This is a genomic window from Rodentibacter caecimuris, assembly GCF_010587025.1.
Taxonomy (GTDB): domain Bacteria; phylum Pseudomonadota; class Gammaproteobacteria; order Enterobacterales; family Pasteurellaceae; genus Rodentibacter; species Rodentibacter caecimuris.
Map to the genome: position 1 here is coordinate 897845 of NZ_CP040863.1, position 24487 is coordinate 922331.

At 38.9% G+C, this 24487-nt stretch carries 42 protein-coding genes and 1 tRNA gene; 17 read left to right on the forward strand and 26 right to left on the reverse strand.

Going from position 1 to position 24487, the window contains the following annotated elements:
• Positions 1-12: 12 nt before the first annotated feature.
• The 12 genes from FEE42_RS04430 to FEE42_RS04480 all read right to left on the reverse strand — a co-directional run bounded on the left by FEE42_RS04430 (position 13) and on the right by FEE42_RS04480 (position 9091).
• Positions 13-750: a DUF6651 domain-containing protein gene (locus FEE42_RS04430; protein ID WP_164027803.1), complete on the reverse strand. Its 738-nt coding sequence runs from the start codon at positions 748-750 to the stop codon at positions 13-15.
• Between the two features lie 114 nt (positions 751-864).
• Complete coding sequence (locus FEE42_RS04435; protein ID WP_164027804.1) at positions 865-1287, reverse strand: HD domain-containing protein; 423 nt, start codon at positions 1285-1287, stop codon at positions 865-867.
• Positions 1288-1506, reverse strand: coding sequence for a hypothetical protein (locus FEE42_RS04440; protein WP_136126539.1), 219 nt, complete (start codon positions 1504-1506; stop codon positions 1288-1290).
• Positions 1506-3158: a minor capsid protein gene (locus FEE42_RS04445; RefSeq protein WP_164027805.1), complete on the reverse strand. Its 1653-nt coding sequence runs from the start codon at positions 3156-3158 to the stop codon at positions 1506-1508. The genes FEE42_RS04440 and FEE42_RS04445 overlap by 1 nt, the downstream gene beginning before the upstream one ends.
• Positions 3124-4509 (reverse strand): DUF4055 domain-containing protein, encoded by a 1386-nt coding sequence (locus FEE42_RS04450; RefSeq protein WP_164027806.1) that lies wholly within the window; start codon positions 4507-4509, stop codon positions 3124-3126. Before FEE42_RS04450 ends, FEE42_RS04445 begins: the two co-directional genes overlap by 35 nt.
• A gap of 9 nt (positions 4510-4518) precedes the next feature.
• A complete protein-coding gene (locus FEE42_RS04455; RefSeq protein ID WP_164027807.1) occupies positions 4519-5877 on the reverse strand; it encodes a PBSX family phage terminase large subunit in 1359 nt (452 codons plus the stop codon).
• Complete coding sequence (locus FEE42_RS04460) at positions 5870-6373, reverse strand: terminase small subunit (protein ID WP_164027808.1); 504 nt, start codon at positions 6371-6373, stop codon at positions 5870-5872. The genes FEE42_RS04455 and FEE42_RS04460 overlap by 8 nt, the downstream gene beginning before the upstream one ends.
• A gap of 17 nt (positions 6374-6390) precedes the next feature.
• Positions 6391-7791, reverse strand: a complete 1401-nt coding sequence (locus FEE42_RS04465) for a site-specific DNA-methyltransferase (protein ID WP_164027809.1) — start codon at positions 7789-7791, stop codon at positions 6391-6393.
• Positions 7792-7806: 15 nt separating this feature from the next.
• Complete coding sequence (gene lysC, locus FEE42_RS13065; protein ID WP_470421510.1) at positions 7807-8091, reverse strand: Rz1-like lysis system protein LysC; 285 nt, start codon at positions 8089-8091, stop codon at positions 7807-7809.
• A complete protein-coding gene (locus FEE42_RS04470; protein WP_164027810.1) occupies positions 7994-8332 on the reverse strand; it encodes a DUF2570 family protein in 339 nt (112 codons plus the stop codon). Before FEE42_RS04470 ends, lysC begins: the two co-directional genes overlap by 98 nt.
• Positions 8305-8853, reverse strand: coding sequence for a lysozyme (locus FEE42_RS04475; RefSeq protein WP_164027811.1), 549 nt, complete (start codon positions 8851-8853; stop codon positions 8305-8307). The genes FEE42_RS04470 and FEE42_RS04475 overlap by 28 nt, the downstream gene beginning before the upstream one ends.
• Positions 8846-9091, reverse strand: coding sequence for a hypothetical protein (locus tag FEE42_RS04480; RefSeq protein ID WP_164027812.1), 246 nt, complete (start codon positions 9089-9091; stop codon positions 8846-8848). The genes FEE42_RS04475 and FEE42_RS04480 overlap by 8 nt, the downstream gene beginning before the upstream one ends.
• Positions 9092-9196: 105 nt before the next feature.
• Here FEE42_RS04480 and FEE42_RS04485 point away from each other — a divergent pair, with 105 nt between their 5' ends.
• Positions 9197-9757, forward strand: coding sequence for a hypothetical protein (locus tag FEE42_RS04485; RefSeq protein ID WP_164027813.1), 561 nt, complete (start codon positions 9197-9199; stop codon positions 9755-9757).
• Positions 9758-9810: 53 nt separating this feature from the next.
• Here FEE42_RS04485 and FEE42_RS04490 read toward each other — a convergent pair whose 3' ends face one another.
• Positions 9811-10080: a hypothetical protein gene (locus FEE42_RS04490; protein WP_152634407.1), complete on the reverse strand. Its 270-nt coding sequence runs from the start codon at positions 10078-10080 to the stop codon at positions 9811-9813.
• A gap of 59 nt (positions 10081-10139) precedes the next feature.
• A tRNA-Arg gene (locus FEE42_RS04495) sits at positions 10140-10215 on the reverse strand.
• A 228-nt stretch (positions 10216-10443) separates the two neighbouring features.
• Between FEE42_RS04495 and FEE42_RS04500 the strand changes: the two genes are divergently transcribed.
• Both FEE42_RS04500 and FEE42_RS04505 read left to right on the forward strand, forming a co-directional pair.
• Positions 10444-10743: a type II toxin-antitoxin system RelE/ParE family toxin gene (locus FEE42_RS04500; protein ID WP_164027814.1), complete on the forward strand. Its 300-nt coding sequence runs from the start codon at positions 10444-10446 to the stop codon at positions 10741-10743.
• On the forward strand, positions 10740-11033 hold the full coding sequence (locus FEE42_RS04505) for an addiction module antidote protein (RefSeq protein WP_077493439.1): 294 nt from the start codon (positions 10740-10742) through the stop codon (positions 11031-11033). The genes FEE42_RS04500 and FEE42_RS04505 overlap by 4 nt, the downstream gene beginning before the upstream one ends.
• Before the next feature lie 39 nt (positions 11034-11072).
• On the opposite strand, the gene FEE42_RS12975 is transcribed toward FEE42_RS04505, so the two are convergent.
• Positions 11073-11267 carry a hypothetical protein gene (locus tag FEE42_RS12975; protein WP_335341610.1) on the reverse strand — a complete coding sequence of 65 codons (195 nt, stop codon included), beginning with the start codon at positions 11265-11267 and terminating at the stop codon, positions 11073-11075.
• A 34-nt stretch (positions 11268-11301) separates the two neighbouring features.
• On the opposite strand from FEE42_RS12975, the gene FEE42_RS12980 reads away from it, so the two are divergent.
• The gene (locus FEE42_RS12980) at positions 11302-11436 is read left to right on the forward strand and encodes a hypothetical protein (RefSeq protein WP_335341611.1); all 135 of its coding nucleotides are present in this window, start codon (positions 11302-11304) and stop codon (positions 11434-11436) included.
• Here the strand turns inward: FEE42_RS12980 and FEE42_RS04515 are convergent.
• Entirely contained in the window at positions 11431-11991 is a 561-nt protein-coding gene (locus FEE42_RS04515; protein ID WP_164027816.1) for a recombination protein NinG, read from the reverse strand. The genes FEE42_RS12980 and FEE42_RS04515 overlap by 6 nt on opposite strands.
• A gap of 86 nt (positions 11992-12077) precedes the next feature.
• Between FEE42_RS04515 and FEE42_RS04520 the strand changes: the two genes are divergently transcribed.
• The 3 genes from FEE42_RS04520 (at position 12078) to FEE42_RS04530 (ending at position 13685) form a co-directional block, all read left to right on the forward strand.
• Entirely contained in the window at positions 12078-12260 is a 183-nt protein-coding gene (locus FEE42_RS04520; protein WP_135968557.1) for a type II toxin-antitoxin system HicA family toxin, read from the forward strand.
• Positions 12261-12288: 28 nt separating this feature from the next.
• On the forward strand, positions 12289-12744 hold the full coding sequence (locus FEE42_RS04525) for a type II toxin-antitoxin system HicB family antitoxin (protein ID WP_135968556.1): 456 nt from the start codon (positions 12289-12291) through the stop codon (positions 12742-12744).
• A 281-nt stretch (positions 12745-13025) separates the two neighbouring features.
• Positions 13026-13685 carry a P22AR C-terminal domain-containing protein gene (locus tag FEE42_RS04530; RefSeq protein WP_164027817.1) on the forward strand — a complete coding sequence of 220 codons (660 nt, stop codon included), beginning with the start codon at positions 13026-13028 and terminating at the stop codon, positions 13683-13685.
• A gap of 36 nt (positions 13686-13721) precedes the next feature.
• Here the strand turns inward: FEE42_RS04530 and FEE42_RS04535 are convergent, their stop codons facing one another.
• The 7 genes from FEE42_RS04535 to FEE42_RS04565 are packed head-to-tail and all read right to left on the reverse strand — an operon-like array spanning position 13722 to position 17600.
• A complete protein-coding gene (locus tag FEE42_RS04535; protein WP_237184480.1) occupies positions 13722-14150 on the reverse strand; it encodes a recombination protein NinB in 429 nt (142 codons plus the stop codon).
• Positions 14140-14682 (reverse strand): DNA N-6-adenine-methyltransferase, encoded by a 543-nt coding sequence (locus tag FEE42_RS04540; RefSeq protein ID WP_164027818.1) that lies wholly within the window; start codon positions 14680-14682, stop codon positions 14140-14142. The genes FEE42_RS04535 and FEE42_RS04540 overlap by 11 nt, the downstream gene beginning before the upstream one ends.
• Complete coding sequence (locus FEE42_RS04545) at positions 14679-15314, reverse strand: replication protein P (RefSeq protein ID WP_167514392.1); 636 nt, start codon at positions 15312-15314, stop codon at positions 14679-14681. The genes FEE42_RS04540 and FEE42_RS04545 overlap by 4 nt, the downstream gene beginning before the upstream one ends.
• A complete protein-coding gene (locus FEE42_RS12655; RefSeq protein ID WP_206023160.1) occupies positions 15311-16189 on the reverse strand; it encodes a hypothetical protein in 879 nt (292 codons plus the stop codon). The genes FEE42_RS04545 and FEE42_RS12655 overlap by 4 nt, the downstream gene beginning before the upstream one ends.
• Positions 16186-16854 (reverse strand): phage antirepressor KilAC domain-containing protein, encoded by a 669-nt coding sequence (locus FEE42_RS04555; RefSeq protein ID WP_164027819.1) that lies wholly within the window; start codon positions 16852-16854, stop codon positions 16186-16188. Before FEE42_RS04555 ends, FEE42_RS12655 begins: the two co-directional genes overlap by 4 nt.
• A gap of 50 nt (positions 16855-16904) precedes the next feature.
• A complete protein-coding gene (locus FEE42_RS04560; RefSeq protein WP_164027820.1) occupies positions 16905-17348 on the reverse strand; it encodes a YmfL family putative regulatory protein in 444 nt (147 codons plus the stop codon).
• A gap of 48 nt (positions 17349-17396) precedes the next feature.
• Positions 17397-17600, reverse strand: a complete 204-nt coding sequence (locus FEE42_RS04565) for a YdaS family helix-turn-helix protein (RefSeq protein WP_136125112.1) — start codon at positions 17598-17600, stop codon at positions 17397-17399.
• A gap of 122 nt (positions 17601-17722) precedes the next feature.
• Between FEE42_RS04565 and FEE42_RS04570 the strand changes: the two genes are divergently transcribed.
• Complete coding sequence (locus tag FEE42_RS04570; protein ID WP_136126898.1) at positions 17723-18418, forward strand: XRE family transcriptional regulator; 696 nt, start codon at positions 17723-17725, stop codon at positions 18416-18418.
• 85 nt (positions 18419-18503) lie between these two features.
• Positions 18504-18815 (forward strand): DUF4298 domain-containing protein, encoded by a 312-nt coding sequence (locus FEE42_RS04575; RefSeq protein WP_164027821.1) that lies wholly within the window; start codon positions 18504-18506, stop codon positions 18813-18815.
• 1 nt (position 18816) lies between these two features.
• Here FEE42_RS04575 and FEE42_RS12945 read toward each other — a convergent pair whose 3' ends face one another.
• Positions 18817-18942 (reverse strand): hypothetical protein, encoded by a 126-nt coding sequence (locus tag FEE42_RS12945; RefSeq protein WP_257792972.1) that lies wholly within the window; start codon positions 18940-18942, stop codon positions 18817-18819.
• Here FEE42_RS12945 and FEE42_RS04580 point away from each other — a divergent pair.
• From FEE42_RS04580 to FEE42_RS04600, 5 genes are all read left to right on the forward strand, one after another.
• Positions 18937-19848 carry a hypothetical protein gene (locus FEE42_RS04580; protein ID WP_164027822.1) on the forward strand — a complete coding sequence of 304 codons (912 nt, stop codon included), beginning with the start codon at positions 18937-18939 and terminating at the stop codon, positions 19846-19848. The two genes, FEE42_RS12945 and FEE42_RS04580, sit on opposite strands and share 6 nt — an antisense overlap.
• A 16-nt stretch (positions 19849-19864) precedes the next feature.
• Positions 19865-20413: a hypothetical protein gene (locus FEE42_RS04585; protein WP_164027823.1), complete on the forward strand. Its 549-nt coding sequence runs from the start codon at positions 19865-19867 to the stop codon at positions 20411-20413.
• A 328-nt stretch (positions 20414-20741) separates the two neighbouring features.
• Complete coding sequence (locus FEE42_RS04590; protein WP_059366196.1) at positions 20742-20942, forward strand: hypothetical protein; 201 nt, start codon at positions 20742-20744, stop codon at positions 20940-20942.
• Between the two features lie 330 nt (positions 20943-21272).
• Positions 21273-21560, forward strand: coding sequence for a hypothetical protein (locus tag FEE42_RS04595; protein ID WP_164027549.1), 288 nt, complete (start codon positions 21273-21275; stop codon positions 21558-21560).
• A 21-nt stretch (positions 21561-21581) separates the two neighbouring features.
• Complete coding sequence (locus FEE42_RS04600) at positions 21582-21815, forward strand: hypothetical protein (protein ID WP_077494273.1); 234 nt, start codon at positions 21582-21584, stop codon at positions 21813-21815.
• Here the strand turns inward: FEE42_RS04600 and FEE42_RS04605 are convergent.
• Positions 21812-22078: a hypothetical protein gene (locus FEE42_RS04605; RefSeq protein ID WP_077494272.1), complete on the reverse strand. Its 267-nt coding sequence runs from the start codon at positions 22076-22078 to the stop codon at positions 21812-21814. The two genes, FEE42_RS04600 and FEE42_RS04605, sit on opposite strands and share 4 nt — an antisense overlap.
• Positions 22079-22327: 249 nt before the next feature.
• On the opposite strand from FEE42_RS04605, the gene FEE42_RS04610 reads away from it, so the two are divergent.
• Positions 22328-22942 (forward strand): bactofilin family protein, encoded by a 615-nt coding sequence (locus FEE42_RS04610; RefSeq protein ID WP_164027824.1) that lies wholly within the window; start codon positions 22328-22330, stop codon positions 22940-22942.
• On the opposite strand, the gene FEE42_RS04615 is transcribed toward FEE42_RS04610, so the two are convergent.
• Positions 22920-23207 (reverse strand): hypothetical protein, encoded by a 288-nt coding sequence (locus FEE42_RS04615; protein ID WP_164027548.1) that lies wholly within the window; start codon positions 23205-23207, stop codon positions 22920-22922. The genes FEE42_RS04610 and FEE42_RS04615 overlap by 23 nt on opposite strands.
• On the opposite strand from FEE42_RS04615, the gene FEE42_RS04620 reads away from it, so the two are divergent.
• Positions 23208-23390: a hypothetical protein gene (locus FEE42_RS04620; protein WP_164027547.1), complete on the forward strand. Its 183-nt coding sequence runs from the start codon at positions 23208-23210 to the stop codon at positions 23388-23390.
• 355 nt (positions 23391-23745) lie between these two features.
• Positions 23746-24411, forward strand: coding sequence for a P22AR C-terminal domain-containing protein (locus tag FEE42_RS04625; protein ID WP_164027825.1), 666 nt, complete (start codon positions 23746-23748; stop codon positions 24409-24411).
• Positions 24412-24487: the final 76 nt, after the last annotated feature.

Below are 24487 nucleotides of genomic sequence, written 5' to 3' on the forward strand. Positions count from 1 at the left end.
TAAACAGCGGAATTATTCCGCTGCTTTGGTTTGTATATAGGCGATCCGTTCTTCATCGGTTTTGCAATCAGCAAGTGACTTCGGCACACTCCCACCTTGGGTAGTTTGTTGCGCACCACTGCCGCTTGAACCGCTACCACGTAAAATGCCATCTTTATTTGGATAGCTATTAATTAACATATCCATTGCCTCATCAAAATCGGCTAATTCACCCGGTTTTGAACGGCTATAAATCGGATTGCCTTGACTATCTTTCGCCTCGATTTTTCCTTCTTTAACGTTGAAATGCTTAGCAAAGTAGGCTTGGGCCACATCAGGCGGCAAAATGGTTTTCTCGGTGATAACTTTGGATTTGGCAAAGGCACCGCCGACAATTTCGCCATAAAGCTGCTGTTCGAGTTTATTCGCACGATTATTGGCTTCCGCCAGTTTCTCGTCGTAGCTTTTCACTACCTCAGCTTTCACCCGCTCGGCTTCACCTGCATCAATCAATTTTTTATCATCGAGATTTTTTACCGTTTCAAGGGCTTTTTTCGCTGCTTCTGCATCTTCAATCCCCTCAAAGGTTTTGAGTTTTGCTTCCGCTGCTTCTTTCGCTTCACGGTGCTGTTTCGCTTCCGCATTCAGCAAACTGATTTTTGCCACTGCTGCCGGCACATCATAGGCAACCTCTTTTCCGTCCGGATAGACATAGACAGGTTTACCGTTTTCTACTACAACGTGACCATTTTCATCGAGTTTTAAGTTCATAATGGATTTCCTTCCAGTTGGTTTGTGGCTTTTCCAAGCCGTAGATAAAAGAAAACCGCACGATCTTCCGAAAGTGCGGTCGGTTTTTAGATAATAAAAAACCTAGCGGTTAGGCTAGGTTTGTAGGAACTGTGTGGCTTTTTGGTATTTCGCTATTCTTTCTTTATCTTTTCTGGTAACAACAGCTAAGCGTGACAAATCCATATTATGAGATAAATCTGCCAATTTCACCTGCCTTGCAATACTATTCGCTTTTACACGAGACAAATAGTGATCGTAAGGTTCATTTTTCCGCTTTGTGATTGCATTAACCGCTTCAGCAATACGCTTGCCAAAACGTGTTTGAATTTCACATAGTGAAATAGACGTATCTTCTACACTATCGTGTAACCAAGCTGTCGCAATAATTTCATCTGCCTGGCCATTCAATAAATCAGCAACAAAAGATAAATGATGAATATAAGGTTTTCCTGCTTTATCTAACTGATTCGCATGTAGTTGTTCAGCAAGCAATCTAGCTTGTTCAGATAGTAGCACTTAATGCACCTTAATAAAGTGGATGGCTTCTTTTTCTGAGATTTCATCATAGTCACTAAATCCACTGACAAGAATTTTATCTGCCCAAAATGGACCAAATTTTTTATCCCAATCCTCCTTATCAGGATCATAAACTGCAAAAGAAAGCCAGTCATTTGTTATACCACGAATCAATTTTTGCTGATCGTTACCAATCTGAGCCAAATAATATTGATACATTATTTTTTCCCTTTAATTAAATTGATATCTTTTGGCACTTTTAGATTAGCACTTAATTTCTGCATTTCAAGAAAAATTTTCGCTTTTGCCTGCTCAGGTATTTCGGGATCTCGAAATTCTTCATATAGCTTGTGTAACTTGCCATTTTTCAGCTCAAAACTTTGCTGAGTATGATACTGAATTTCAAATATCGTGTTATCCTTTTCAATAAAAGTACTCACAAAAGTATTAACACCTTTATATGCTAAGCCATCTTGCCAGGTATTCTTAACAACGAATGTGCTGTAATCTCTCTGGAGGAGTTGCTCTTGCATTTTCTGATATTGCTCAACAAAGGTATTTTCGTCGAAAATAGCAGTATAACGAACAATATCATGGATACTTTCTACCGCTTGTTGCTCTGAAAATCCAGCTGATATTTCAGTTTTAATTTTACGTTTTAATGAGGTTAGCGATTTTAAACGATATTCAAGTCCTTCCGCTTTCCCTCCTACCGATGAAATAATTTCTGTTACATCTGCTGTAATTTTAGGCTCCACCTTTTGGGCTTTTTCCCACAATAATTTAGCACTTTTCACATTAGAATGGCCTTTATTTGATGTATTTATAAGGGAATATAGCCCTTTTAATGTCAATGGTCTACCACTTTGATCCAACATATCCCGAAAGGTGATCACACCACGTCGCCATAAATCTGCCTTCCCCTTACCCAATACTACATCTTGTTCAGCTTGTGATTTGCCTTTTAGCCAGTTTTCATAATTCACATTTTCACTGACTTGTCCATCCATTGAAGCACGAGTGCTTTCGGGTACTTCATCGACATTGTCAAAACCTAATTCCTTCCACGATTTCAACACCAATTGAAGTATGGAACGGCAACGTGGATGCAATGGCGGTCGTCTGTAAGGTAAATCGTGGTCTATCGGTTTTTTGTCAATATCCCACCTTAATCCATCCCGAACCCGACACACTTCGCTGGTTCGAGTGTCGAGGGTAGCTAAATGCTTTTCCTCTTTAATCAAATCAAGGTTTTCATCACGTAAGGCTTGATGGGCTTCGTCAGCAGTTTTGGCAACAGCCGTAATCACCAAAGTTTCAGCGTGTCGTCTTGATGTACCCATCAAGTCTTTTACATCACTAATTAATTCGTTGGTTTGCTTGCCATCTAATAAACCTTGCCTCATCAGACTTTCAAAACGAAAAGCCGTTTCATTGCCTTGCTTCTTCCACCAATCTTCAAGTGGCGCACCGGCAATGAGGGAAACCCGTTGCATTGCTTTCAATTTGTAATCAGGCACAGCGTTGAAGAAATCAAATCCCACTACATCATTATACAAGTGCTGAAGTGCGGTTGTTTCTGACATTAAAAAACCGCTTAACTCGGCGTCGGTATAAGCGGTTAATTCTTGGTAGATTTGGGCGATTTCTTTCTTCAGCTCTCGTAGGAGTTTATCTAACTCCCGTTTCTGCAATGCTTCAACTCCAGCGGAAGAAAGTCGGTTGAGCAAATTTCGCTGAGTATGATTAAGCCGTTTAAACACTTCTCGGCGAAGATGCGCATCATAACGAAAATGTAAGATTTTTCGATCTGTTAATGCATAGGCGATCTTTTCATCAAGCATCGGTTTCTTTACCGAATTGATTTTCATAACCTAACCCTTCCGCTTCAAGTCGCATTTGTTCACTTTCCCAATCGAGATTATCGCTAATCAACCCACGCCGTTTGGCTTCTTCAAAGGTGGATTGCTTGGAAAGATGACCACTTGCTTGTAGTTTAATTACGGTATCCATTGATGCATTAGGATCAACATCGCTATCAATATTACCGCTAATTTCTACATTACCTACCTGTGATATACCTAACCAATTTCCTACATATTCCAATACCAAATCTAAAGCATCTTCAAATCGATTAGCATAAAGTCTTAGTTGGCTGATTTCCTTTCCCTGTTCGTCACGGGATTGAGTGTCGGTCAATGCCAAAACCGTTTTATCAAGCAACTTTGCACCGGCAACTCGCATTTGACTTTCCAGTTCTTTTAAGCTTTCTTGTCCTGCTGCAATAGCATTCCCGGAATGCTCCACATAGCGGAGATCTCCGTTTTGTGGTACATCTATTAGACTTCCGCCAATTTTAACGGGATTTTGATCATTCATTCCAATCCGAACAAGCAACGGCACACGAGCTGTATTTAAAATGTTGTCTTGATCACTTTGGCTTTGCCAATGCTTAACATTAAGATAGGCAAGCTCAAGCAACGGGCTTTCCCCTATCATGAACCCTTTTTTGTTAGTGCTAAATGCGACAATCGGAATATAGTCAAGGGGCTTATTTTGAGCAAAAATCCTCACATCTTCGTGTAACCACCAACCACCTTGCGCCTGACGATATTTACGCACTCGACCGATCTCATATACGCAGATTTGTTCAATAGATTTCACCGCAAATTCGCCGTCATCTTCAATAATATTTTCTTTATAACGGAATTGCGTGAGCTGCTGTTTGCCATTAACCCTTGCCGTTTTAAAACCCAGTACGGCTTGAGGTTTAATTTCGATCAAATAAGGTCTTGCTCCAGCGGCTTTTTCATCAGCAAGGGTCTTCACGTTCTCTGTTCGAGTATAATCCACCAACACATAAGAAACCCCATAAGCCAAGGCAGAATAAAACCATTGCACAGAAAACACATCTAAATTATTCCCTTGTGCATCAACATCGGGCAAGAAGTCTTGCGCTAATGTTTCATTAATATTCTCTGTTGAGATGGGTTTAAAGAAGACTCGTCCACACATTTGCGAGAGTGTTTCCCTTAACACCGGATAAAGCGTGGAGCGATTTAAACGATTACGATAGCTCTTGTTGCTCTCAAGCTCCATTTGAGGAAGATATTTCTCTTTTCGATGACGCATTTGGGCTGTTCCACCCAGCAAATCATCAATAAGCTGAATTTGTTTATGTAACGAGATCATTTCGTTACTGACAGTAGAAACATCTGACATGTTCAATCCTTAATAAATACTAAGAGGCGTTTGGTGCATGGTGCGATATTCTAACGGTGCAAAACACATAATTAGCGCATCCGCCAAGTTAGGCGATGGAATGCCTCGTTTTTTCATATCCTTTTTACTTTCCACTTTCACCCTACCATTATTGTCATAATCAACACGAGGGCGAGAAAGCTCAGCTTTCAGATATTCCAAATTTGGTAATTTTCCATCTAAGCTAATCAATTCATCCACCGGATATTTATCGCCAAATTCAACAGCACGATAGGTCTTATAAAATCGATCTCTTACAGCCCACCAAGCCTGAGCTTTCACATTAGCGAACATATCGCCATTAGTTTTTCCGGTTATATAATCCCGAGTAGGATTAATTACAGTGCCACCGGCATTAAATCCGGTAAACACTATTTTGCTTTCCGTTCTGGCATAACGTGCTTTTACGCCTGCGCCCACGCCAATCGAATCATAAACCACTTCATCAGCTTGTTTTTGTAACGCCCAATCGTGGGTTTTGTCTGCACTGTAAATCACATCACCCGATTTCCAACTTTCTAAATCAAGCACCACAGAACCGTGAACAAAACAGTTGGCATTGCTGTCTGCGCCTTCATCTGCCACGTCAAAACCGATACGCTTTTTCCCTTCAGCAGAAAAACCTAATTTAAGGTGTGCATTGACCGCACTTTCAATCCATAACGGCTTGATAATCGCCAAATCGCTATCAGCGACGGGCTCACCTTCATAGATGTGACGATAAAGTTCATAATCACGTTCTTTCATTTGCTCCATATCTTCCATTAATTCTTTTGGAAAATACGGATTATCCTGCCAATTAACCAATACAGAACAACAACGTTCAGGTTGATTAATGACAAAACGTTGATAAGTATCATCAAGAATATTCTTAGGGTTGAAACTGACGATGATTTGTGAGCCATCTTCACGAATTGTTGGAATCAACACATCCCAACTTTCTTTTGAAACGTTTTCCCCTTCTTCCACCCAGACTAAATCAATCCCCGTCATCGATTTGATAGAAGTAATATTGGTTTTCAGCCCGGCGAAAGTAAAACGTGAACCATTTTTACCGATGATTTGTGTTTTCTGCACATCAAAAAAAGCTTGCAAGCCTAACATTTCAATTTGATCTGCCAGCATTTGAATAACAGAATCAGAAATGGATTTTTGAATTTCACGGCAACACAAAACACGAACAGGGTTTTCATACGCCTTTAAAATTAAAGCTCGAGCAATATTGAAACTTTTTCCACTTCCTCGACCGCCGTAGAAAATAATAAACCGCCATATCGACTGAAATAGCGGTTTAAATTTAGGGGAAAATGTAAGATTAAGTTCATTCATCACCAAAACTCACATTAATCTTCACCGGCAACGGATTATCACCTGATGTTAAATCAACCCGATCTTTAAACATACCCAAGTGTTTTCCGAGCAACTCAAGAGCTTTGTTTGCCCCCGATGGTTCAAATGCAAAAACAGGATTATCTACTGCAGTTATTTTGCCTTCTTGGTTATTTTTAACGGTATCTGTAACAATAATCGATTTACGCCCCATGCATATATCTCGAACCTCTAACAAATCACGCAAGACATCATCTTGAGTAACTTGAACTCTAGCGGAACGATTATTTTGGGCTATCTGAATAGCCTCTTGCACCTTAACATAACTTAACAATCGGCTTGCTTGTTGTTCTGCAGTTGATTCGCTATAACCTGTTCTAATTGCAGCTTGTTTACCGTTTAAATCAATTAAATACTCTTCAACAAATCGCTTTTGTTTATCGGTTAATTTACCCACGCCCTTAGACGTGGATTTCACCTCGTCTTTTTTAGTCATTTGGGTGTTTCCTTTACTTATTGTGTATTTATTGCTTTAAAAATTTTGAAACCGAGATCACATTGCGTATAAGGAAAATCTTGGTGAATTTTGACCGCACTTTTTTCAATTCTAGCTTTGGTGATGTCGAAAATAGTTTTATAACCGGCTTTAAAGGCTTCGGACTTTTCGTCCGTTTTCTCAGGAAGTTGCACCAAAATAAATTGGCGGTTGCCGTTGTCTTCAGCATTGAGCTGCATTACGGCATGGGCGGTAGTGCCTGAGCCACCAAAAAAATCTAAAAGAACTTCGTTAGATTGCACAGAAGCTATTTTGATTAAAATTTTTACTAACTCTGTTGGCTTTGGATAATCAAAAACTTTTATATCATCAAAAAGATTTTTTACTTGTTTTGTACCAAAAGCAGTATTTTTACTGTCTTCTTCATCAAGTAAATCCTCTATTTCGTCCATTAATTCAGATTGTAACCAAGCTGAATAAAGTTTTGTTCTAATCTCTCCGTTTAATGGCTCATAAATTTTTTCATATGCTTCCCATATACCATCATTTCGTTGAGAAAATTCAATATTATTCTGCTCAAGCTCAAAAGAAAAACGCTCTTTACTCCAACGCCAGCAACCGTCTGAACCAGACGGTAAAATAGGAAAAATTTCAGTATTATCATATACTATTGGATAAAATAAATTTGGTCGATCTTCTCTGCGAGAGTTACTCCCCCATTTTCTTACTAATTGAGTTTTATAGTATCTATTCTTTTCAGTATCAAATTTAGGAAATTTTTCCCCTGCTTTAATTTTACGTCCCGTTATAAATTTTTCTTTATTACTGACGTACATTAAAACGTATTCATGATTTTGGAGTAAATTTTTATCATCAGCCCCACCACCACGTCCTTTCCAAGGTAATATGGCAACAAAATTCCCTTCCCCAAACACCTCATCACACAATAATTTCAACTGCGCCACTTCGTTATCATCAATGGAAATAAAGATCACGCCGTCTTCTTTTAGCAAATCACGGGCAATATAAAGACGTGGATACATAAAAGTAAGCCACGCAGAATGACTTAACGCGCTCTTAGAGAGCGATTTAATTAACTTTTTAGCCTCAACCAAGGAAATGTTGTACATTTCAGCAATTTGTTGAGGCGTATAAGTAAATTTGTCGTTATAGCAAAATTTTTTGCCGGTATTGTATGGGGGATCAATATAAATCATCTTCACGCTATTGGCATAGGTGGCTTTCAGATATTTTAAGACCTCTAGATTTTCTCCTTCAATAAGGATATTCTCTGAAACCTTATTTCCCGGTTTCTCATTGTGGGCTTTATCTTCGACTAAACAAATTGAATGAGGGGTATCAATCTGATTCTTAGCTAATGTTTTACCAATCCAATTTAATCCATAATCGAAAGACATCTTTTCACTACTCGCTTATTTTTGTGCTTGTTCTACTCGCCACTCCCGAATTTTATCCACTCGGTTTAGGCACATATCACGCTCACGCTTGAGGATGACGGCATACTGTGTCACATCGCCGTAGGTGTGGCCATTGAATGAGGTCTTGTCTAAGTGAGAGATAAACGCTGCCGGCAATACAGGGCAAGCCGCTGTAATTGGCTCATTCTTGGCGCAAGAAGTCGATAACAGCGCGAGGAGCGTGGCTATGATAAGCGTCAGTGTTTTTTTCCTGTGTTGAAATAGATTTAATGACTTCATCTGATTTACTCCTTGCCTCTGACTCTGCTTTGCTTAGTTCAAGTGTGAGGCGTTGGTTCTCTTCGGCTGCCGATTTAAGTTCAGAAATAACCGCACTTTGCTTTGTGATAGTTTGGGCTTGTGCCTGATTGTCAGCTCTTAAGTTAGAGATAGTGTTTTGCTGAACCCATAACCAAAAGCACAAACTCAAAATAAGAAAAAGTGCGGTGAGTTTTATCGCACTTTCAAATCGGTTAAACATAATGCTTTTTCCTTTTCTCGCCGTATCTCAAGTCCACGTAATTTCCTACCACCGGCATAAACCCACTTCGGCAATTCATTACACGCTCCGATATAATCACCTGCGTTAGCTTTGCGGAACATTGTTGATTTACTCATTGCACCACAACCTACGTTAAATACGATGGAAGTCATCGCATCAAATGTGCCTTGCGGTAGATGGCTACCGTTGCCATATTGATTAACGCAGCGTTCTGCTATGCGTAAGTCATTCGCCCAGCGGTCAGCAATCTCTTTATCCGTGTAACGTTTGTTCGGATTGATTTTCTCACCGCTTGCCTCTGTCGAACCAATCCCCACCGTTAATACATCAGACGGGCATTGATACGGGTCTCGACGACAGCCTTCCGCATTACCGATAATTTCCATTCCCTTTTCACTAACCCGTAAATCAGGGTGTTTTGTCTGTACTATGCCAATAATGGCGGCGACACTACATACCACTACACCACCAACCGTACCGGCAATTTTTAATCTACTCATCTCTTAATCCTCGCTTGAGTTGCTGCACTTTAAGTGCGTGAATCTCTTCTTCCCGTTCTTCTGCTCGTTTTCTTGCTCGACCTTCAGAACATTTTGAATAAAGATTAACTAATGCCGTCAAAATACCAATAGCAAGACTGAGCAGCATTAGATTTTGCTGGTCGCCTAACCAAGCAAGTAACCCAGAAAAGCTAGACCAGAAATAACTTTGGTTTCCCGGGTCTTTAAACATTTTCATACTCCGCCTCCTTTAATTGAGGCAATAAAAAAGCCCACCTTTTACGGTGAGCTATAAGTTCTGTTAAGATAAAGTTTCCACACAATAAAATAACAGAGGTTTAAAATGAAGTTATCAACTAATAGCAATAATTATTATAACTATCCATTCCGTAGTGATGTAGGAGACAATAGCGTTATAAACTATACTCCAAATGCCGGAGGAATGGATTTAGTAAACAATCCTGAATTGATAGATAACATTTTAGAAACTGAAGGACTACCTGAGTTAAAACAAATTATTATTGAAATGAATAGCAAGGATAGCCCATATATAACCTTAGGTTGTGCCAATTGGCAATCTAAAGATGAACCAGTCTTTACCTATCTTGAATTTTCTTTTCGTGATATTCAAACCGCTAACAATATTGAATTTATCTCTCAAATAGATAATTTATTTCTTGATTGGCTTTATCAACAAGCAGATAAATTAAATGTCAATCCAGATATTCTCGTGCAACAAACTTCTCAAAGAGTGCATTGGGAGTACCGTCCGTTTTCTTATTACGGCGATAAAGAACGCAATCTGATATACGTCGAGGTCGCTTCTCGTGAACTTCATGAGTGTGACTTGATTTACAATTACATTCGCATTTTCTTAATGCAGCATTTAACTCTACCATCATAACCTCAGCGAAAACGTTATATCCAAAAGCATTTTGGGACGGAATAGAATTTAAATCAAAGATGCCGAATTAAATCCGGTCTGACTCTCAATCCATTAGCCATCAATGGCGTGCACTGAACTTCAGATTGAGAATTTACAGGCGGAAGACTACTTGCTTTAGTGCATCCCGCTTGAATCTTATCAGCCTTTATTGAGCTGCAATTAATGTAGCCGGTCGGTACTACCGGATAACGTAATTTCAAATTCTCATAAAGTGCCTTGAGCAAATACTCCGGCACTTCTTCGCCGTTGATTTTGATTTTATCGCCTAATGTGATTTCCATTTTCCACCACCAACAAAAAGCCCCAAGCATTTCTGCTCAGGGCTGTATCATGTTTTATATGGCACTCTGTACCGGAATCGAACCAGTATCGATGACTTAGGAGGTCATTGCTCTATCCTATTGAGCTAACAGAGTAAATACATAATAAAAAGCCCCGACTATTTCTAAATCAGGGCTGTTAAAATTCATTTGTGCGTTCGCAATGTGCTAAAACCGCACTGTACTGAGAATCATATACTTTTACTTGCAAGTAGTCAACCGTTTATTAACAGAGCTAAAGATATAAAATAATATGTCAACCACAGTTGACAGGTTGAGTTAGGTTATTTAAAATGCCTTCAGACAAATCAATAACGTTTTCCTATGACAATCCAAATTAAAACAACTTTAACTTTTGATAACTGGCTGAGCAAACTAAAGAATATTCGTGCTAAAGCTAAAATCAATGCACGAATCAAACGTTTACAGTTCGGAAACTTTGGCGATATTAAAAGTGTAAATGATGGCATTTTTGAATTACGCATAGATGAAGGACAAGGCTATCGAATTTATCTGAAAAATCAAAACGGTGTTTTAGTATTTTTACTATGTGGCGGAGACAAATCCACACAAGAACAAGATATCAAGAAAGCAAAACAACTTGCAGAGGAATTAGGATTATGACAGAACAATTAAAAGATTTTGATATTGCAGAACATCTCACTTCCGAAGAGGAAATTCAGCTTTATCTCAACGAAATTTTACAAGAAGACAATGTTGAACTTATTTTATCTGCGCTTGGAGATATTGCCCGAGCACGTAATATGAGCCAAATTGCCCGTGATGCAGGAATCAGCCGTGAAGGGCTTTATAAAGCATTATCCGGTTCAGGTAACCCAACTTTTGCTACCGTGATGAAAGTTATGAAAGCATTAAACCTCAAATTCCAAGTTCAACAGTCGAGTTTTGCTTAAACAAAAAGTGCGGTCAAAATTAACCGCACTTTCGCTTTTTTACCCCAAAAACATAAATTTAATCTTCGCCCCAGTAAAAGCCCCTTTTAAAAATCGGATTCCTTGTGCCCGTTCACGATACATTCTCGCCGGAGAGATACCCAGCGCATTGCAAATATCCCTCTCTTTTGCTTTCTGAACATACAATGCCATCAAGATTTGATACTGCAGAAGATTATCAGCATGAAGATTCATTATTTGCTTCTCTATAAGAAGGCATTCATCGTCAATGAGAAATTTGACGTATGCTTTCCGTGGTGTAGGTAATACCGGTATTGATATCGTTGTACTTGGATATTCCGTACCGATTCTTGCCCTCCCCCAACAGTTACCCCATTTTTCTAAAACGCGTTCAACACTATAATTCACCTTCCAACTCCTTCACCTTTTCTTTGTAATACTGAATAATTTCCTTGCAATCTTCGATCGTGTATTTCTTAAAATCGTGGTCTTGGCGTTCTAACCATTCCACTTTATCTACACCGATTTTTTTTACCAGATTAATCCGATACTCAATCACATTACCGCTTTTATGGTCATTACAAGGCGCACATTGCTTATGAACATTGAGTTCACAAAACCGTAATTCAGGACAAGCCCCTACACTCCGATAATGCCCTGCGTGCCACTGCCCTTGATGATACCGACCGCAACTGATACAGGGGTCGTCTTTATCCCGTAAACGAATGAATTTATTAAATATTGATTGCGCCTCTTTCAGCCATTCTGAGCGACTTTTCAATCTTGCTTTACGTTCCTTTAGCTTTTGCTTCTCCGCTTTCTCTCGGGCTTTCTGTGCGTTATTTCGGGCTAGTTCTATGGCACATTTGGGCGAGCAGACTTTTTGCAGTGAATTATGAGGAGTAAATTCTTTACCGCACGCTTTGCACTTCTTTGGTTTGAGTGGTTTCACTCGCATTATTTCTCCCTAAAATTATTAAACTCATTGAAACATGTGTTTGTTGTGTGTATAATTATTTCCAGATTAAGACAACAGGAGGAAGCATGCACTCAGCTGACTTAATCTCGGAGCTTAAAGCTCACGGCTGTTATCTCAAACGAATGGGAAAAGGCGATCATCAAATTTGGTACTCGCCTAAAACCGGAAAAACCTTTCCAGTTCCCCACCCGAAAAAGGATTTAGCCATCGGAACTTTAAAATCCATCAAAAAATCGGCGGGGCTTTAGCTCCGCCGAGCTAACAAGGAGCTTGCTTATGTTATTTACTATCGGCGTTGAAATGCCGAAAGATGATAAAACCGCAATCGGGCTTTATGTTCCCGCATTGTCTAACGACCTTTACCACTGCATTAGTGCCGCTGACAAAATTGAAGATATTTTGCCAATGGTAACGGACGCTATTCACCTTGTTCTTGAAGATATGGCAGAAACAGGCTTTGATTTTTCTACAATCAAAGATCTCGGTTTTGCCGAATATCAAAAACACGAAGATTATGAGTATTGCGACACTTGGTTATTAGTTGATATTGATGTGTCTGAATTTTTCGGAAAAAAACAACGAATCAATATCAGCATTCCGCAATATCTACTCCACAACATTGATAACCGTGTTGCCAATAATTCACTCTATCGCGATCGCAGCCACTTCTTAGCGGTTGCAGCACAGAAAGAGCTATTTGCTGGTTCCTACGCAGGAATGGAGCGGGCATAATCTCGCCCTACTCTTGACAATCCCAACGTTCAAGGGTAGGATTTATTCCAAGGTGTCGTAGCCTTATAAACAAAGCGGTAATTCACCCCGTCAGCGTGATTTTTTTGTGTCCAAAATTTGTGATCTCTTTTCTCTTTCCCACAATTTTTGTACAAAAAGGTAATTTACAATCTATGATCGAGTGGGCGACTAATACAATACCTTCGGGAAATACGTCCAGCTGTCTTTGTTCAGCCTACGAACCACTCGATCACCATTTCTTTTCGTAGAAGGAACAAAGTATGTCAAATCTAACTATTCTTAACACTTCAATCCACACTCTTGATAACCTTTACGCTTTAAATGATCTTCACTCTCTTAGTGGCGGAGCTGAAAAACATCGCCCCTCTCATTTTCTTCGCTTAGATCAAACAAAAGATCTTATTTCAGCAATTGAGAGTGAAAATTCAAATGTACAGATCTGTACATTTAAAATAATTCGAGGTTCACAAGGTGGCACATACGCCTGTAAAGAACTCGTTATCGCCTACGCTGCATGGATAAGCCCTGCTTTTCACCTTGTCGTCCTCAGAGCGTTCTTAAATCAGATTGAGCCACCGAAACAACTCGCCTTGCCCGAACCTGAAAAGAAATTCACCTTTGAACACTCAGAGTATGAACTCCAACAACTGGCGTGGGATTGGTTCGCCTTATTAAAATGCGTTGAGTTCACGAGTTATATTTTGCCGGCACTGGAAAACATTCAATCCAAGTTCGCCGCACAAGCCAGTAGCATTGTTAGCGAATATGGTTCAATGCTCCGCCGTCATCAACCACTAATCCAAAAGCTCACAACCGACTTTAAAGTCGAAATGTGGGGCAATGAAAACTGGAATCGGGTCTTGCCAACCATTCGGGATAACGATGTGCTTCGCCCAAAACGGCAATTAGGCAAATTCTAAAAATGCCCTCAAAACCAACCGCACTTCGGTGCGGTTTTATCTTCCCCAAAATCCCCATCTGTCGTTAAAATGCACGCCGTTTTGAACGCCCCAAGCGGTGGTATATTCAATTAAACTCGCCATTCGTTTCACGCCCATTTTGGAAGTTTGCTCACGCACATTCACTAATTCTCCCTCAATGCCTGTAACCAATTTATACGGGAGTTTAGTCGCAATAGTATGTCCGCTAACAAGGAGATTTTTCCAACCGTATAAATCGTATTTATCACCCTGCCATAATGCCTGTTTTGATATATCGCCAAGCATTGCGTGAAATTTATCGTTCTGTTCCATTGAACGGGTTTTAACTTTAATTTCCACTACAAGCGGATCTGAATCACTAATAGGCAACTGACGAATAGTTTCAATTACCCGATTTCGTACTGCTTCGTTAATCAAATACATTCGAGGATAATTATGATCCATACCCACCGACCTTTTTCACAAAATCTAAACTTACTTGACGAGTGACAAAGCCCTGCATAAACGGATCGAACACAGCCACCATTGAACCTTTGTTATTGCCTTTGACTTCCTCACCTGTAACCGGATGAAGGAAATTAATTCGACCGCCAATAATATCGATAACTTCCGTGGCGTTTTCTTGAATCACTTTGTACCACTTGGTGCTTTTATCTGCCGGTAACAACATCACCACCAAATAGCCTGCTTGTTTTAACTCCGCTGCCCGTTTTACAAAGGGCAATGGGTCGCTATAAGGCGGATTGACGAAAAGGCGTAACATATCCGCCTGCTCAACCACTTCATCAAGTAAACGGTCAAATAATTCTTCCGATAAAAAATCCTCACAAATTTTGCTACTCGGCCCAATCCAACGTGGGCGTAATGCGTGTGCCTCATTAGCGCAACCATCTAAATGAAACCAATAAAAACGATGTTCTAACCAACGGAAAACATAACGTGGCGTGCGATAGTGGTCTTTGTTAAATTCGGTCATTGCATTGCTCCTCGAATTTGAGCCATTACACGGTCTCTTGCTTGGTCTGCTCGTGCTTTGTCGTAAAAACTTGGCTGTTCAGGAATCATTTTCGGAATATCCTCAAAAGGGAAATTCAACCGCACTTTTTCGGCTGCTTCCGTGAGTAATTTCGAAATGGCTTTCAATGTGTCCTCTTCCGATTTTTTCTTGCACTTTTCGTAGAGATTTTTCAGCAACCAATACTCCACTTTTGAGCGATATTGAAATTCGTCCCGATTGAATCGAGCATAGCCTAAGAAAGTTTGGTAACGTTGGTATAATTCCGCTTCGTTCGGCAAACCCAATGCGTGATAGTCTTCACTACACCACGCAATAAATTGTCCGACACTTGGGAAAAATGGACTTTCTGAACCTGCCGCACGGTCTAATCCGCGTTTCAATGCCAATGGGGTCATCACATCCGCTTTGAGTAATTCTTCAAGCCATATTTGCTTGGTTTCGTTGTAAGTTTCCATGCTGTCAAATGCCTGTTTCCAAGCAGGGAAAAGCGATTTCAATCGGGTAAACATTCGGTCAATCAATTTCGCCGCATTGCCGGAAACATCGGCTTTTTCGACCGCACTTTTCTGAGTTGGAGTAATTGCGTTCATCGTAAATACTCCGGAATTAAACTTGGATCGACGTTTAATTTTCTTCCCACGCCCCATGTGCCGTTATCGGCGAAAGGGTCGCTACTCGGCATTTGCCACACGTTTTGCCCCGCAGGTTCTTGTGGGTAATCATCAAGCCAACGCCAGTTGTTTAGGTAAGTTGAAGGGTGCAGGTTGTCAAAGCCAAACTGCCTGAGCCTGATTCGCTTTTCCACGTCATCAACCAACATTTGGGTGAATGCCTCAAGCGAAATTGGATATTCGGCGTTGTAAGATTCATACGCCGATTGAAATTTTTTCAATGCCTGTGGTTTTCCCACTTTGCGCATACCGGCAGACCAGAATTTTTCAAAGTGCAGTTCAAAATCCAAAAGTGCGGTCTTTTTTTGCGAAGTTTTTTTAATATGATCTTTAGTATTTTTATTATTTATATATTTATCTGTCGGATTTATTTCCGAGTTATCTCGGATCTGTTTCCGAGTTATCTCGGATTCATTTCCGAGTTCGTGGGGTAAACTCGGATTCATTTCCGAGTTATCTCGACTTACATCTGATTTAAATTCATTCCAAGTTTTGCCTTTCTCAGTTAGCCGAATGAGATCTTTATCACCGTGCTTACCTTGTTTTAAGTAAACAATCAGACCTTTATCATTAAGTTCTGCAAAATGGCGATAAACAGTATCTGCGGTTTTATAAAATAAGGGTAGTTCCTCAATCACTTTATGACGAGATACCCAGTAATACACGACACCATCAACAACGACTTCAGAAGCCCAAGAAGAGGCTTGATTTAATAGATCGAACAATGCACCTTGATTAGCATTCAATCCCCACTCAAGGCATTTTTGATTGTTGATATAAGTTGAATATCTCATAACATCAACTCCGAAGCGTAACGTGACGCAATAAATTCAATGCCTTTGCTTGTCACTCGTGTTTGTGTGAAATTGTGACCGTGTTCTGCCGTGCCGGTTTTGACGGTGAACAATTCTTTTGAATGAGCAGATTGATACGGCAACAAATTACCGGATTGACGATAAAGCAATCTGTCATCAATCAAGCGATTGATTAATGCTCTTTCCGGCATCTTCAAAATTTTAGCGGTTTCACGAAGTGATTTACTTGTACCAACCTCGACATAGTGATCCACAAATGCCACTTTAGGCGCATTGCGCTCTTTTTCAGCTTGTAATTCAGCCGCTAAGAGCAATGCTTCAGAAAAGGATTGCGGAATTTTTGCGGTCGGTGCTTGTTGGTTTTCGAGCTCCTGCCAACGGTCAATCACCGCTGCGGTAAATTCAGGAGAAAGTCTAGCAACTACAACAAGCGTATCCCGCTTATTTAACTCATAGTAATCAAACCATTGATTTCTATATTCAAATTTTAGTGGCTCAATTTGAGCGACTAAATTTTGTTCAATCAAATCACGGATCACACGCATCACATTTTTATGCTCTTTGTGAGTTAGTTCCGCAATCTCCCGACTGCTCATTGTCAAAGTGCTTGCATTTTCGTTAATTATTGGTAATAATTTACTCATTAAATACATCTCCATAGATAGAAAATTACCACGGTTGCCGCCGTGGTTTTTTATTGCCGTTTGTTTAATACAATCACACTCTCAATCGAAAGCTGTGTCGCTGATAAATGCTTGCTCAAGGCTTGACGGATTTTGTCTTCCTCGTGTGAGGTAATTTCACCGTCTTGCAATGCCTGCTCTAAGATTTTGTAAAGTAACCCGCGGGCAGATAATTCTTGAATCTGCAATAGGGATAACTCCGCATTGTCTAATTCATCTGTTGCTACATTCGGTACAAACCGACCACCAGATAATCTGCAAATCTCATCGGTAAAATCGGTTAAGCCGTACTCTTGCTGAATCGCTAACAATTCCTCATTGGTAAAGCGTTGTCCTTTGGTTTGGTATAGGCGGTTGTTTAACTGCGTTTCGTTCAAGCCAAGAAAGCTCGCCACGGCTGATTTACCGCCCGCACATTTTTCAATCATCTCAATAATGGTTTTCTTCATCGCCATAATTTTTGCCTTGTTTTTATGGTTTTCATTTGGGGGAAATCGGGTAAATTAGCTTTGAGTAAGCGAATTAAGAATCTCAATTTCACTTACTTTTCCATTTGTGGCTTTAGCAATTAACGGAATGTATTTCGCACTAATTCCACCTCCATTTAGCCAAAAACTAACGGAGACTTGAGAAACGCCGCATTTTTGACTGAGTTTGGCTTGAGAACCACAGATAGAAATTACCTCTTCTATAACTTTGTTTTTCATAGTTTCTCTCTAAAATTAATTTTTCTTATAAAGAATATAAGATGTTTTATGAATTGTAAAGATAATCTTATTTGAATTTATATAAGTTTATTTATAACATCTCAAAAAAAATTGGAGGCTCGATGAACACGCTCGCAGAAAGATTGCAATTTGCTATGCAACAAAAAGGATTAAATCAGGCTGAATTAGCCGCAATGGCGGGGACATCCCAAGTAACAATAAGCAATATTCTTAACGGTATTACAGATGTTCCACGGAGAGGATTGGAAATAGCTAAGGCTTTGAATGTTTCTATAAATTGGTTGTTGAATGGCATTGAAGATACAGAAGAAAGTGTTACCGTTTTATCCGGAAGTGGAAAAACTGATTCAATCGTCATGACTTTGTTAGATAACCATTTGGCAGCCGGAGATGGCTATATTAATCTCGACTATCCAGATACCGTCCGTTCTATTGAGTTTTCGCCGGATAAATTTATGGAAATTTTCCAACGTAAAACGGCGAACAATCTTTCAATGGCAATCATTGATGGGAATAGTATGTATGACCCAAACAATGAAGAAATGAGCTTAAAACACGGCGATATTGTGTTTATTGATACATCAATCAAAGAGTTCAGAAATGATGGTATCTACGCTTTTGTGCTAGAAGGGCAAGCGAGAATTAAACGTTTGCAATACATGAGCGGTTATCGATTAAAAGTGATTTCAGATAATCCAACGTATGAAACCGAAATTTTAGAAAAAGAGCAACTCGAACAACTTCATTTCATAGGAAAATTAATCAAAAAAATGCCGATGGAGATGTTAGATCTTTAATGCTCATTCACGACAAAGTGAGAGTACGCCAAAGCCAGAAGTTGATTTTATTACAGGCAAGAATCAATATAAATTAGGAGTAAAAATGCAACAGAAAATTCAAAAAGCCCAAGATAGCTACGGGCGGTTGCTTGAATTACAAAAAGAATTAGCTCAGAGCCTAAAATACTGGGAGGAAGCAACTAAGTTAGTTCAGGAACTTGAAGAATTTTATTACCAACCAACGTGGCTAGACCTACACTATAGTTCCAAAAAATATACTTTAGATACAAAAGGAAATTATAGTGTGCTATCAGAAGATGCCATTTGGAATGCCTTATGGGAGCAACAGAATCTGGAAGAAAAACTTGTAGAAATTATTAAGCCAATATTAGACAGAATTAAAGACGAAGCCTAGGCTATAACTGTAATACAAAGCCAGAAGTTGAATTTTGAGAATAGCCAAAAGAACGAATAAAGCGTTGCGGTAATTCTGTACGATAAATAAAAAAAGATACAGCATTTAACTGGGAGATATAATGCATTCAGTAGCACCATATGCGATAAGATGTTTTAATAGAGCATTAAAAACTAGAGAACACAAAGGTTATTGTAATCTATCAAACATAAAGAGTGAAAGTTTACATTCTCTTATTTTGAAGTTTATCCAATCTCATTCCAGTAATTATACAATATTTGAAAATGGTAAGCAGGTTTATCGTTTTTCAAATATAGATACCGAACCAGAAAACATTTTTTGTTGGGTTGAAATTGGAGATTATGGAACTGAAAATGATATTATTGATATAGATACAGGAAAAGTTAGTTTCCAAAAAACGCAAAACAATGCGCTAATCAATAAATTCTATCTACATTTTCATATTCCAGATAATAAGACAACGGGATTAATGTTTGTACACAATTACAGATATGGAGGAGCAAAAAGTTTATTTGAAACAGTCTTTAAGGATTTTTTTAAAAACTACACAGAGCTAAATTTACAAATATTTCCTTTTGCACATAAAAAAGCCCTAGATGCTTGGCAAAATGCTAACGTAAAAGCAATTAAAGCTATCGGTTACACACAACCTCAAGAGGTAACTGACGCGGCAGAAGCGCTAAGACAACTGTCTAACGGTAATGAAATTGAAATATCAATAAAGCCTCCTCGTGATGACGCTTTAGGAAAGTTACTTGATTTTTTGCCTAAAGGTTCAAAATATGGACTTATCCAAGTTATCTCACCTGAAACATCAGGCGTTAAAGTTGAAGTAGAAATGAATGGCTCTTATAGAACTTTTTCAGTATACTCTCCTAGAGGTTCAGGAAGAGCATCTTACGAAATAGAAATTGATCCTAATGTTGAAATTGAGAAGAACATGCCTGAATTTGATTCAATAAAAAATTGGGTTAAAGGCTTAGTTAAAGACTTTAAAGTAATGATCACATAAATTATGGTGGTTAGCTATGAGCAATAAAATTAATGTTTTTGTCATTATCAAAGATCATCTAAGAACATTAAAAAATTATAGTAATGGGAAGACATCTCTGATTGATGTATCCATATTGTTGCTGTTGCCACTAATTTTTGTTATTGGATTAGCATTCTATAAGTACACAATAAATAAAGAATTTGTTTCTCTTGTTGTGAATTTTTCATCTATTGTTACATCACTGTTGATTAGCGTTCTTGTTCTTATATATGATCAATATTCTAAAATAGATACTCAAACTTTGAAAAAGGAAGTTTTAGGACAATTATTTAGTAATGTTTCTTATACTATATTAATGGGGATTATAACCGTTGTTTTTTGCTTACTTCTAAATATCTACCCAACTGATAAGACCGGAAATTATGAAATATCAGCAATCACCTTTTCCATTAAAGAGTACGAAGTTTCTATCAATTTAATGATTGTACTATTTACCCCATTTATCTTATTTTTTCTATTACAAATGATTTTAACACTATTTATGGTATTGAGACGTTTACATATTATTTTCTTCGCTAAATAAGTCAATTTCCCGCCCTCGTGGCGGTTTTTTATCCTCTACTCCACTTCCCTACTTTTTTGTTCATTGAACAAGTTCATTTTCTCCCTTTTTGATTAATTTTGTGCTAAAGCGCATATCAAAACCTACCGCACTTTTCTCTTTTTGCCTATTAATTGATTAAAAAACAAGCAATCAAACTATCTCATCAGAAATTTATTTCTTCAAAAATCAATGTTTTAATAAATTTTCTTATTAATTTTTATAAATTTTAATAAGATTTAACTTTACACTCGATAAGTTATCTTATATTATACCCACATCAAAACAAAACACCCACTAAGGAAATAACATGACAGCTAAACAACTTCTTGAAAACCAAAATTTCTTTTCAATGGCATTGGTAGAAAGTATCAAGCTAATGGCACAGAAAAGCGGTAAAAGCACTCAAGAGTTATATCGTCTATATCAAAAACAAGAGAGTGGATTTATGGACGAGCTAACGAAAAATATCAAAGCCTGTGCTGAAATCACCGCTCAAGCCCTCGCTTAAGAATTTTTACCAAGCTCTTTGAGGAGGGCTTGAATAAAGGTTCTGCCTTTACCACCCGAGCAGGCGAAAGTTGAGAGTAAGCAGAGACGGTGGAACCCGAAAGGGATTGCTCTTTAACAGATTGAATAACACTCTTTATCCCTAACGGGTACGCAAGCTAGGCGTGGGTGGCTGAGGTAACAAGCACAATGTTTTTCATTGTTTACCGCATTTTCTTTTAATTTGGCTGAAACTGATTTGACCATTACAAAGCAATGTAATTTGACGAATTAAGCGGATTATCACATTAAGTACGGTAAACAATGGAAAAGAGAGAAAAGGGAGTCAGAAATGGCAAAAATCACAATTTTAGGCAAACCGGGAAAAACTAAACCGCAGGAAATCGGCAAAAAAGGACGACAAGCCAGAATGTTTGAAAAGTCCCGAAAAATGACCGCACTTTGGGAAAAAGCGGTTGTGAAACCAAGTGCGGTTGATAGTGCAATCAACTTGGCCCACAGAGACAAAAAACTAATAGATATTGCCAACTACAACTGCGTAAAAGGCAAAATCAAATTCGGTCAAGTCAGAGCCAAAGAACGCCGACAAATGGGGTGTCGGGAGTTGGTGAGAATTTAAGTTTAGAAAGAGGAATTAAAAATGGAAAAAAGTAAATTTTATGAAGCTGAAAGTGTAAAAAGTGCAACAGTTGACGCTATTCAGAAAGAAAAAATTATTGAAGCAATTTTACAATCAATTAAAAATTGCAATTATTATGATGGTTTAGAAATAAGCGCTTGTAAAGCCATCTCTAACATCAATAAATTTAGTGATGCAGAAATTAAAAGCGAATTAAAAGATGAAGCCGGAACAGATTTATCAGGGTTCAATTAATTCTGCCATAAATCAGAAATCTTGTTAATTGCTCTCATTGTAGCAAAATCATTGTTCGAGCAATCAAAAACACCTATTCGATCATCTGAATCAATAAACTGATTTAAGTAATCTCTACATTCTTCAGCTGTATGTGATTTTGACTGAACATACCATACCGATTCAAATAGCTTAGCATAGGTTCCATAAGATTTAATTGCATCAATTAATGTTTTGTAATCACGTTGATTTCTTAAATCATAGGTAACAATAAGATTTGGCATAATATTTTCCTCGCATTAATTGTAGTCGCAGGAAACATTATATTCCTCGATGTAGTCGCATACAAGAGGACTTGAGCCTTACAAGTATAAAGAAAGGCAATCATCAAAAACCGCTCTCAAAACCCTGTGCGAAGCAATTCGCCCAATCTTCTTGAAACCTCTAAACCGAGAGCGGTTTTTAATGACATAGAGACCTAGTCTCACTCCGTTTGCCCACTTAACCGTGGGCTTTTTTATAGGACAAACAAAATGCAAAAGAAATACGAACTATTGAAAGATGACACCAAAGAATATTTGGGCAGAACGCTATATCGCATTAAAGCCCTAATCTCTTTTGGTGCAGTAGTTGCCGGCGAACTTGGCGGCTATATCGAAGCAGAGAAAAATTTAGATCAATCTGGCAACGCTTGGGTATGTGGCAACGCTCGGGTATTTGGCAACGCTTGGGTATGTGGCAACGCTCGGGTATATGGCGACGCTCAGGTATTTGGCAACGCTCTGGTATCTGGCGACGCTGAGGTATATGGCGACGCTCAGGTATATGGCAACGCTGAGGTATATGGCAACGCTCGGGTATATGGCAACGCTGAGGTATTTGGCAACGCTCGGGTATATGGCAACGCTCGGGTTAGTTCTTGCGCCATTGTTTCCGAGCGAAAAATGATTTTCTGGGCGAGTAATGTCGGTACCGAGAACGGTACACTCACAGTGTTTAATGGCAAGGATGACTTAATCGTTACAAGAGGTTGTTTTACCGGCACAGTCGATGAATTTTTAGCTAAATCGGCGGAAGTGCATGACGAGAAAACCAAGAGGGAGTATCAATTGTTAATCGAAGTAGCTAAGAGTCGAATTTTAGGATAAGTAATTGTTCTGATTTTTGATTAGACATGATAAATCCTAATTTATACGTTGTGGTTGCACAAATTATAATCCTTATGCGTTGTGGTGACAAGTAAGGCGTGTTAGTCACAATCGCATTTTTGCAACGGTTACACACTGCCATTAAAGAAAATTTATAGCTATTTCCCCAAGTGGGGTCATCTTTCTGATGAAAAAATTCTCCCTTGATCTCAAAACCAGTATTTTGTGCCCCACAATAAGGGCAATCATAAGCAAAGGTAATCATATGGAACTCCAAAAACACACAAAACTTATTGATAATTTTATCAACGATGAACACGCAATGTCACTTCTTTTCGACACATATCAAGCAATGTCGAACAACAAAGAAGATCAGGAAAAATTTGTGCTTGCTCTTATCGGTCATTCGGTTACCTCGCACAAATTGTTACAGTTCAAAATGAAATAGGGATTTGACACCGCCCCCAATTCAGACTAAACTAACCCCACTTTCAACAGAAAGTCGGGAATTGGCGTTCCTGAATTATACAGAGCGGTGCAGAAATAATAGTCGCTCAAGGCGGCTTTTTTTATAGCCGAAAATCAGTAAATCTAAAGGCGCTGTCAAATTGACAGTGCCCTAAAAACTTCAAAGGGTATTACAAATCATCATACCCTTGAAAAGTTGTCAATGATGGGCTGGTTGAGGGATCGAAAGATCGCCGTTTTCTCTGTATAGCGGTACGCCAACCTTGATCAGTTCATCACCAGTAATTGGCGTTGCTTGTGATGAGTTTAAAAAACTTAATACAGAGATTTCAATTATGACAACTTTAACCTTTCAAAATACTACTCTTTCGGTTATCAATCAAAATAACCAAGTTTGGCTTACTGGCTTAGAAATTGGTCGTGCTTTAGGCTATAAAGATCCATCATCAAATATCGCAAAATTATTTGAACGCAACCGTGATGAATTCTCCGAAAATATGACCGCACTAATTGATATGAAGACAGTAAGTGGCATTCAAAAGGTACGAATTTTCAGCCTGCGTGGTTGCCACCTCATCGGAATGCTCAGCCACACCAAAGTCGCCAAAGACTTCCGCAAATGGGTGCTGGATATTTTGGACAAAGAAACCGCCGAGCCAAAACAACTCGCCTTGCCCGAGCCTGAAAAGAAATATCCATTTAATCTCGCAGAACACGATTTACAAGAGATCGCTTGGGATTGGTTCGCTCTCGTTAAATGCGTAGAATTTACAAACTATCTCATTCCGGCTCTTGATAACATTCAATCCAAGTTTGCAGCTAAAGCGCACAGTATCGTGAGTGAATATGGCTCAATGTTACGCCGCCATCAACCGCTAATCCAAAAGCTCACAGCTGATTTTAAAGTCGAGATGTGGGGCGATGAAAACTGGAATCGAATTCTTCCAACCATTCGGGATAACGATATTCTCAGACCAAAACACTGGCTAGGCGGATTCTAAAAACTCAACCAAACCGACCGCACTTTAACTCTGAAGTAAATTTCAAAGCTCACTTCACAGTAAAGCGTGGCGGTTT

Bases quoted from the DNA above. Each gene is read 5' to 3' on its own strand.
- FEE42_RS04620 (WP_164027547.1), top strand. From the start codon at position 23,208: ATGGAACTCCAAAAACACACAAAACTTATTGATAATTTTATCAACGAT.
- FEE42_RS04555 (WP_164027819.1), bottom strand. From the start codon at position 16,854: ATGAGTAAATTATTACCAATAATTAACGAAAATGCAAGCACTTTGACA.
- FEE42_RS04490 (WP_152634407.1), bottom strand. From the start codon at position 10,080: ATGGAAATCACATTAGGCGATAAAATCAAAATCAACGGCGAAGAAGTG.
- FEE42_RS04565 (WP_136125112.1), bottom strand. From the start codon at position 17,600: ATGAAAAACAAAGTTATAGAAGAGGTAATTTCTATCTGTGGTTCTCAA.
- FEE42_RS04585 (WP_164027823.1), top strand. From the start codon at position 19,865: ATGAGCAATAAAATTAATGTTTTTGTCATTATCAAAGATCATCTAAGA.
- FEE42_RS04570 (WP_136126898.1), top strand. From the start codon at position 17,723: ATGAACACGCTCGCAGAAAGATTGCAATTTGCTATGCAACAAAAAGGA.
- FEE42_RS04430 (WP_164027803.1), bottom strand. From the start codon at position 750: ATGAACTTAAAACTCGATGAAAATGGTCACGTTGTAGTAGAAAACGGT.
- FEE42_RS04480 (WP_164027812.1), bottom strand. From the start codon at position 9,091: ATGAAAATGTTTAAAGACCCGGGAAACCAAAGTTATTTCTGGTCTAGC.
- lysC (WP_470421510.1), bottom strand. From the start codon at position 8,091: ATGAAGTCATTAAATCTATTTCAACACAGGAAAAAAACACTGACGCTT.
- FEE42_RS04595 (WP_164027549.1), top strand. From the start codon at position 21,273: ATGGCAAAAATCACAATTTTAGGCAAACCGGGAAAAACTAAACCGCAG.
- FEE42_RS04465 (WP_164027809.1), bottom strand. From the start codon at position 7,791: ATGTCTTTCGATTATGGATTAAATTGGATTGGTAAAACATTAGCTAAG.
- FEE42_RS04540 (WP_164027818.1), bottom strand. From the start codon at position 14,682: ATGACCGAATTTAACAAAGACCACTATCGCACGCCACGTTATGTTTTC.
- FEE42_RS12655 (WP_206023160.1), bottom strand. From the start codon at position 16,189: ATGAGATATTCAACTTATATCAACAATCAAAAATGCCTTGAGTGGGGA.
- FEE42_RS04610 (WP_164027824.1), top strand. From the start codon at position 22,328: ATGCAAAAGAAATACGAACTATTGAAAGATGACACCAAAGAATATTTG.
- FEE42_RS12945 (WP_257792972.1), bottom strand. From the start codon at position 18,942: ATGCATTATATCTCCCAGTTAAATGCTGTATCTTTTTTTATTTATCGT.
- FEE42_RS04560 (WP_164027820.1), bottom strand. From the start codon at position 17,348: ATGGCGATGAAGAAAACCATTATTGAGATGATTGAAAAATGTGCGGGC.
- FEE42_RS04445 (WP_164027805.1), bottom strand. From the start codon at position 3,158: ATGAAAATCAATTCGGTAAAGAAACCGATGCTTGATGAAAAGATCGCC.
- FEE42_RS04515 (WP_164027816.1), bottom strand. From the start codon at position 11,991: ATGCGAGTGAAACCACTCAAACCAAAGAAGTGCAAAGCGTGCGGTAAA.
- FEE42_RS04450 (WP_164027806.1), bottom strand. From the start codon at position 4,509: ATGTCAGATGTTTCTACTGTCAGTAACGAAATGATCTCGTTACATAAA.
- FEE42_RS04625 (WP_164027825.1), top strand. From the start codon at position 23,746: ATGACAACTTTAACCTTTCAAAATACTACTCTTTCGGTTATCAATCAA.
- FEE42_RS04615 (WP_164027548.1), bottom strand. From the start codon at position 23,207: ATGATTACCTTTGCTTATGATTGCCCTTATTGTGGGGCACAAAATACT.
- FEE42_RS04460 (WP_164027808.1), bottom strand. From the start codon at position 6,373: ATGACTAAAAAAGACGAGGTGAAATCCACGTCTAAGGGCGTGGGTAAA.
- FEE42_RS04575 (WP_164027821.1), top strand. From the start codon at position 18,504: ATGCAACAGAAAATTCAAAAAGCCCAAGATAGCTACGGGCGGTTGCTT.
- FEE42_RS04590 (WP_059366196.1), top strand. From the start codon at position 20,742: ATGACAGCTAAACAACTTCTTGAAAACCAAAATTTCTTTTCAATGGCA.
- FEE42_RS12980 (WP_335341611.1), top strand. From the start codon at position 11,302: ATGAGAAATTTGACGTATGCTTTCCGTGGTGTAGGTAATACCGGTATT.
- FEE42_RS04485 (WP_164027813.1), top strand. From the start codon at position 9,197: ATGAAGTTATCAACTAATAGCAATAATTATTATAACTATCCATTCCGT.
- FEE42_RS04475 (WP_164027811.1), bottom strand. From the start codon at position 8,853: ATGAGTAGATTAAAAATTGCCGGTACGGTTGGTGGTGTAGTGGTATGT.
- FEE42_RS04440 (WP_136126539.1), bottom strand. From the start codon at position 1,506: ATGTATCAATATTATTTGGCTCAGATTGGTAACGATCAGCAAAAATTG.
- FEE42_RS12975 (WP_335341610.1), bottom strand. From the start codon at position 11,267: ATGAATCTTCATGCTGATAATCTTCTGCAGTATCAAATCTTGATGGCA.
- FEE42_RS04535 (WP_237184480.1), bottom strand. From the start codon at position 14,150: ATGGATCATAATTATCCTCGAATGTATTTGATTAACGAAGCAGTACGA.
- FEE42_RS04470 (WP_164027810.1), bottom strand. From the start codon at position 8,332: ATGTTTAACCGATTTGAAAGTGCGATAAAACTCACCGCACTTTTTCTT.
- FEE42_RS04525 (WP_135968556.1), top strand. From the start codon at position 12,289: ATGTTATTTACTATCGGCGTTGAAATGCCGAAAGATGATAAAACCGCA.
- FEE42_RS04600 (WP_077494273.1), top strand. From the start codon at position 21,582: ATGGAAAAAAGTAAATTTTATGAAGCTGAAAGTGTAAAAAGTGCAACA.
- FEE42_RS04580 (WP_164027822.1), top strand. From the start codon at position 18,937: ATGCATTCAGTAGCACCATATGCGATAAGATGTTTTAATAGAGCATTA.
- FEE42_RS04545 (WP_167514392.1), bottom strand. From the start codon at position 15,314: ATGAACGCAATTACTCCAACTCAGAAAAGTGCGGTCGAAAAAGCCGAT.
- FEE42_RS04530 (WP_164027817.1), top strand. From the start codon at position 13,026: ATGTCAAATCTAACTATTCTTAACACTTCAATCCACACTCTTGATAAC.
- FEE42_RS04500 (WP_164027814.1), top strand. From the start codon at position 10,444: ATGACAATCCAAATTAAAACAACTTTAACTTTTGATAACTGGCTGAGC.
- FEE42_RS04455 (WP_164027807.1), bottom strand. From the start codon at position 5,877: ATGAATGAACTTAATCTTACATTTTCCCCTAAATTTAAACCGCTATTT.
- FEE42_RS04520 (WP_135968557.1), top strand. From the start codon at position 12,078: ATGCACTCAGCTGACTTAATCTCGGAGCTTAAAGCTCACGGCTGTTAT.
- FEE42_RS04605 (WP_077494272.1), bottom strand. From the start codon at position 22,078: ATGCCAAATCTTATTGTTACCTATGATTTAAGAAATCAACGTGATTAC.
- FEE42_RS04505 (WP_077493439.1), top strand. From the start codon at position 10,740: ATGACAGAACAATTAAAAGATTTTGATATTGCAGAACATCTCACTTCC.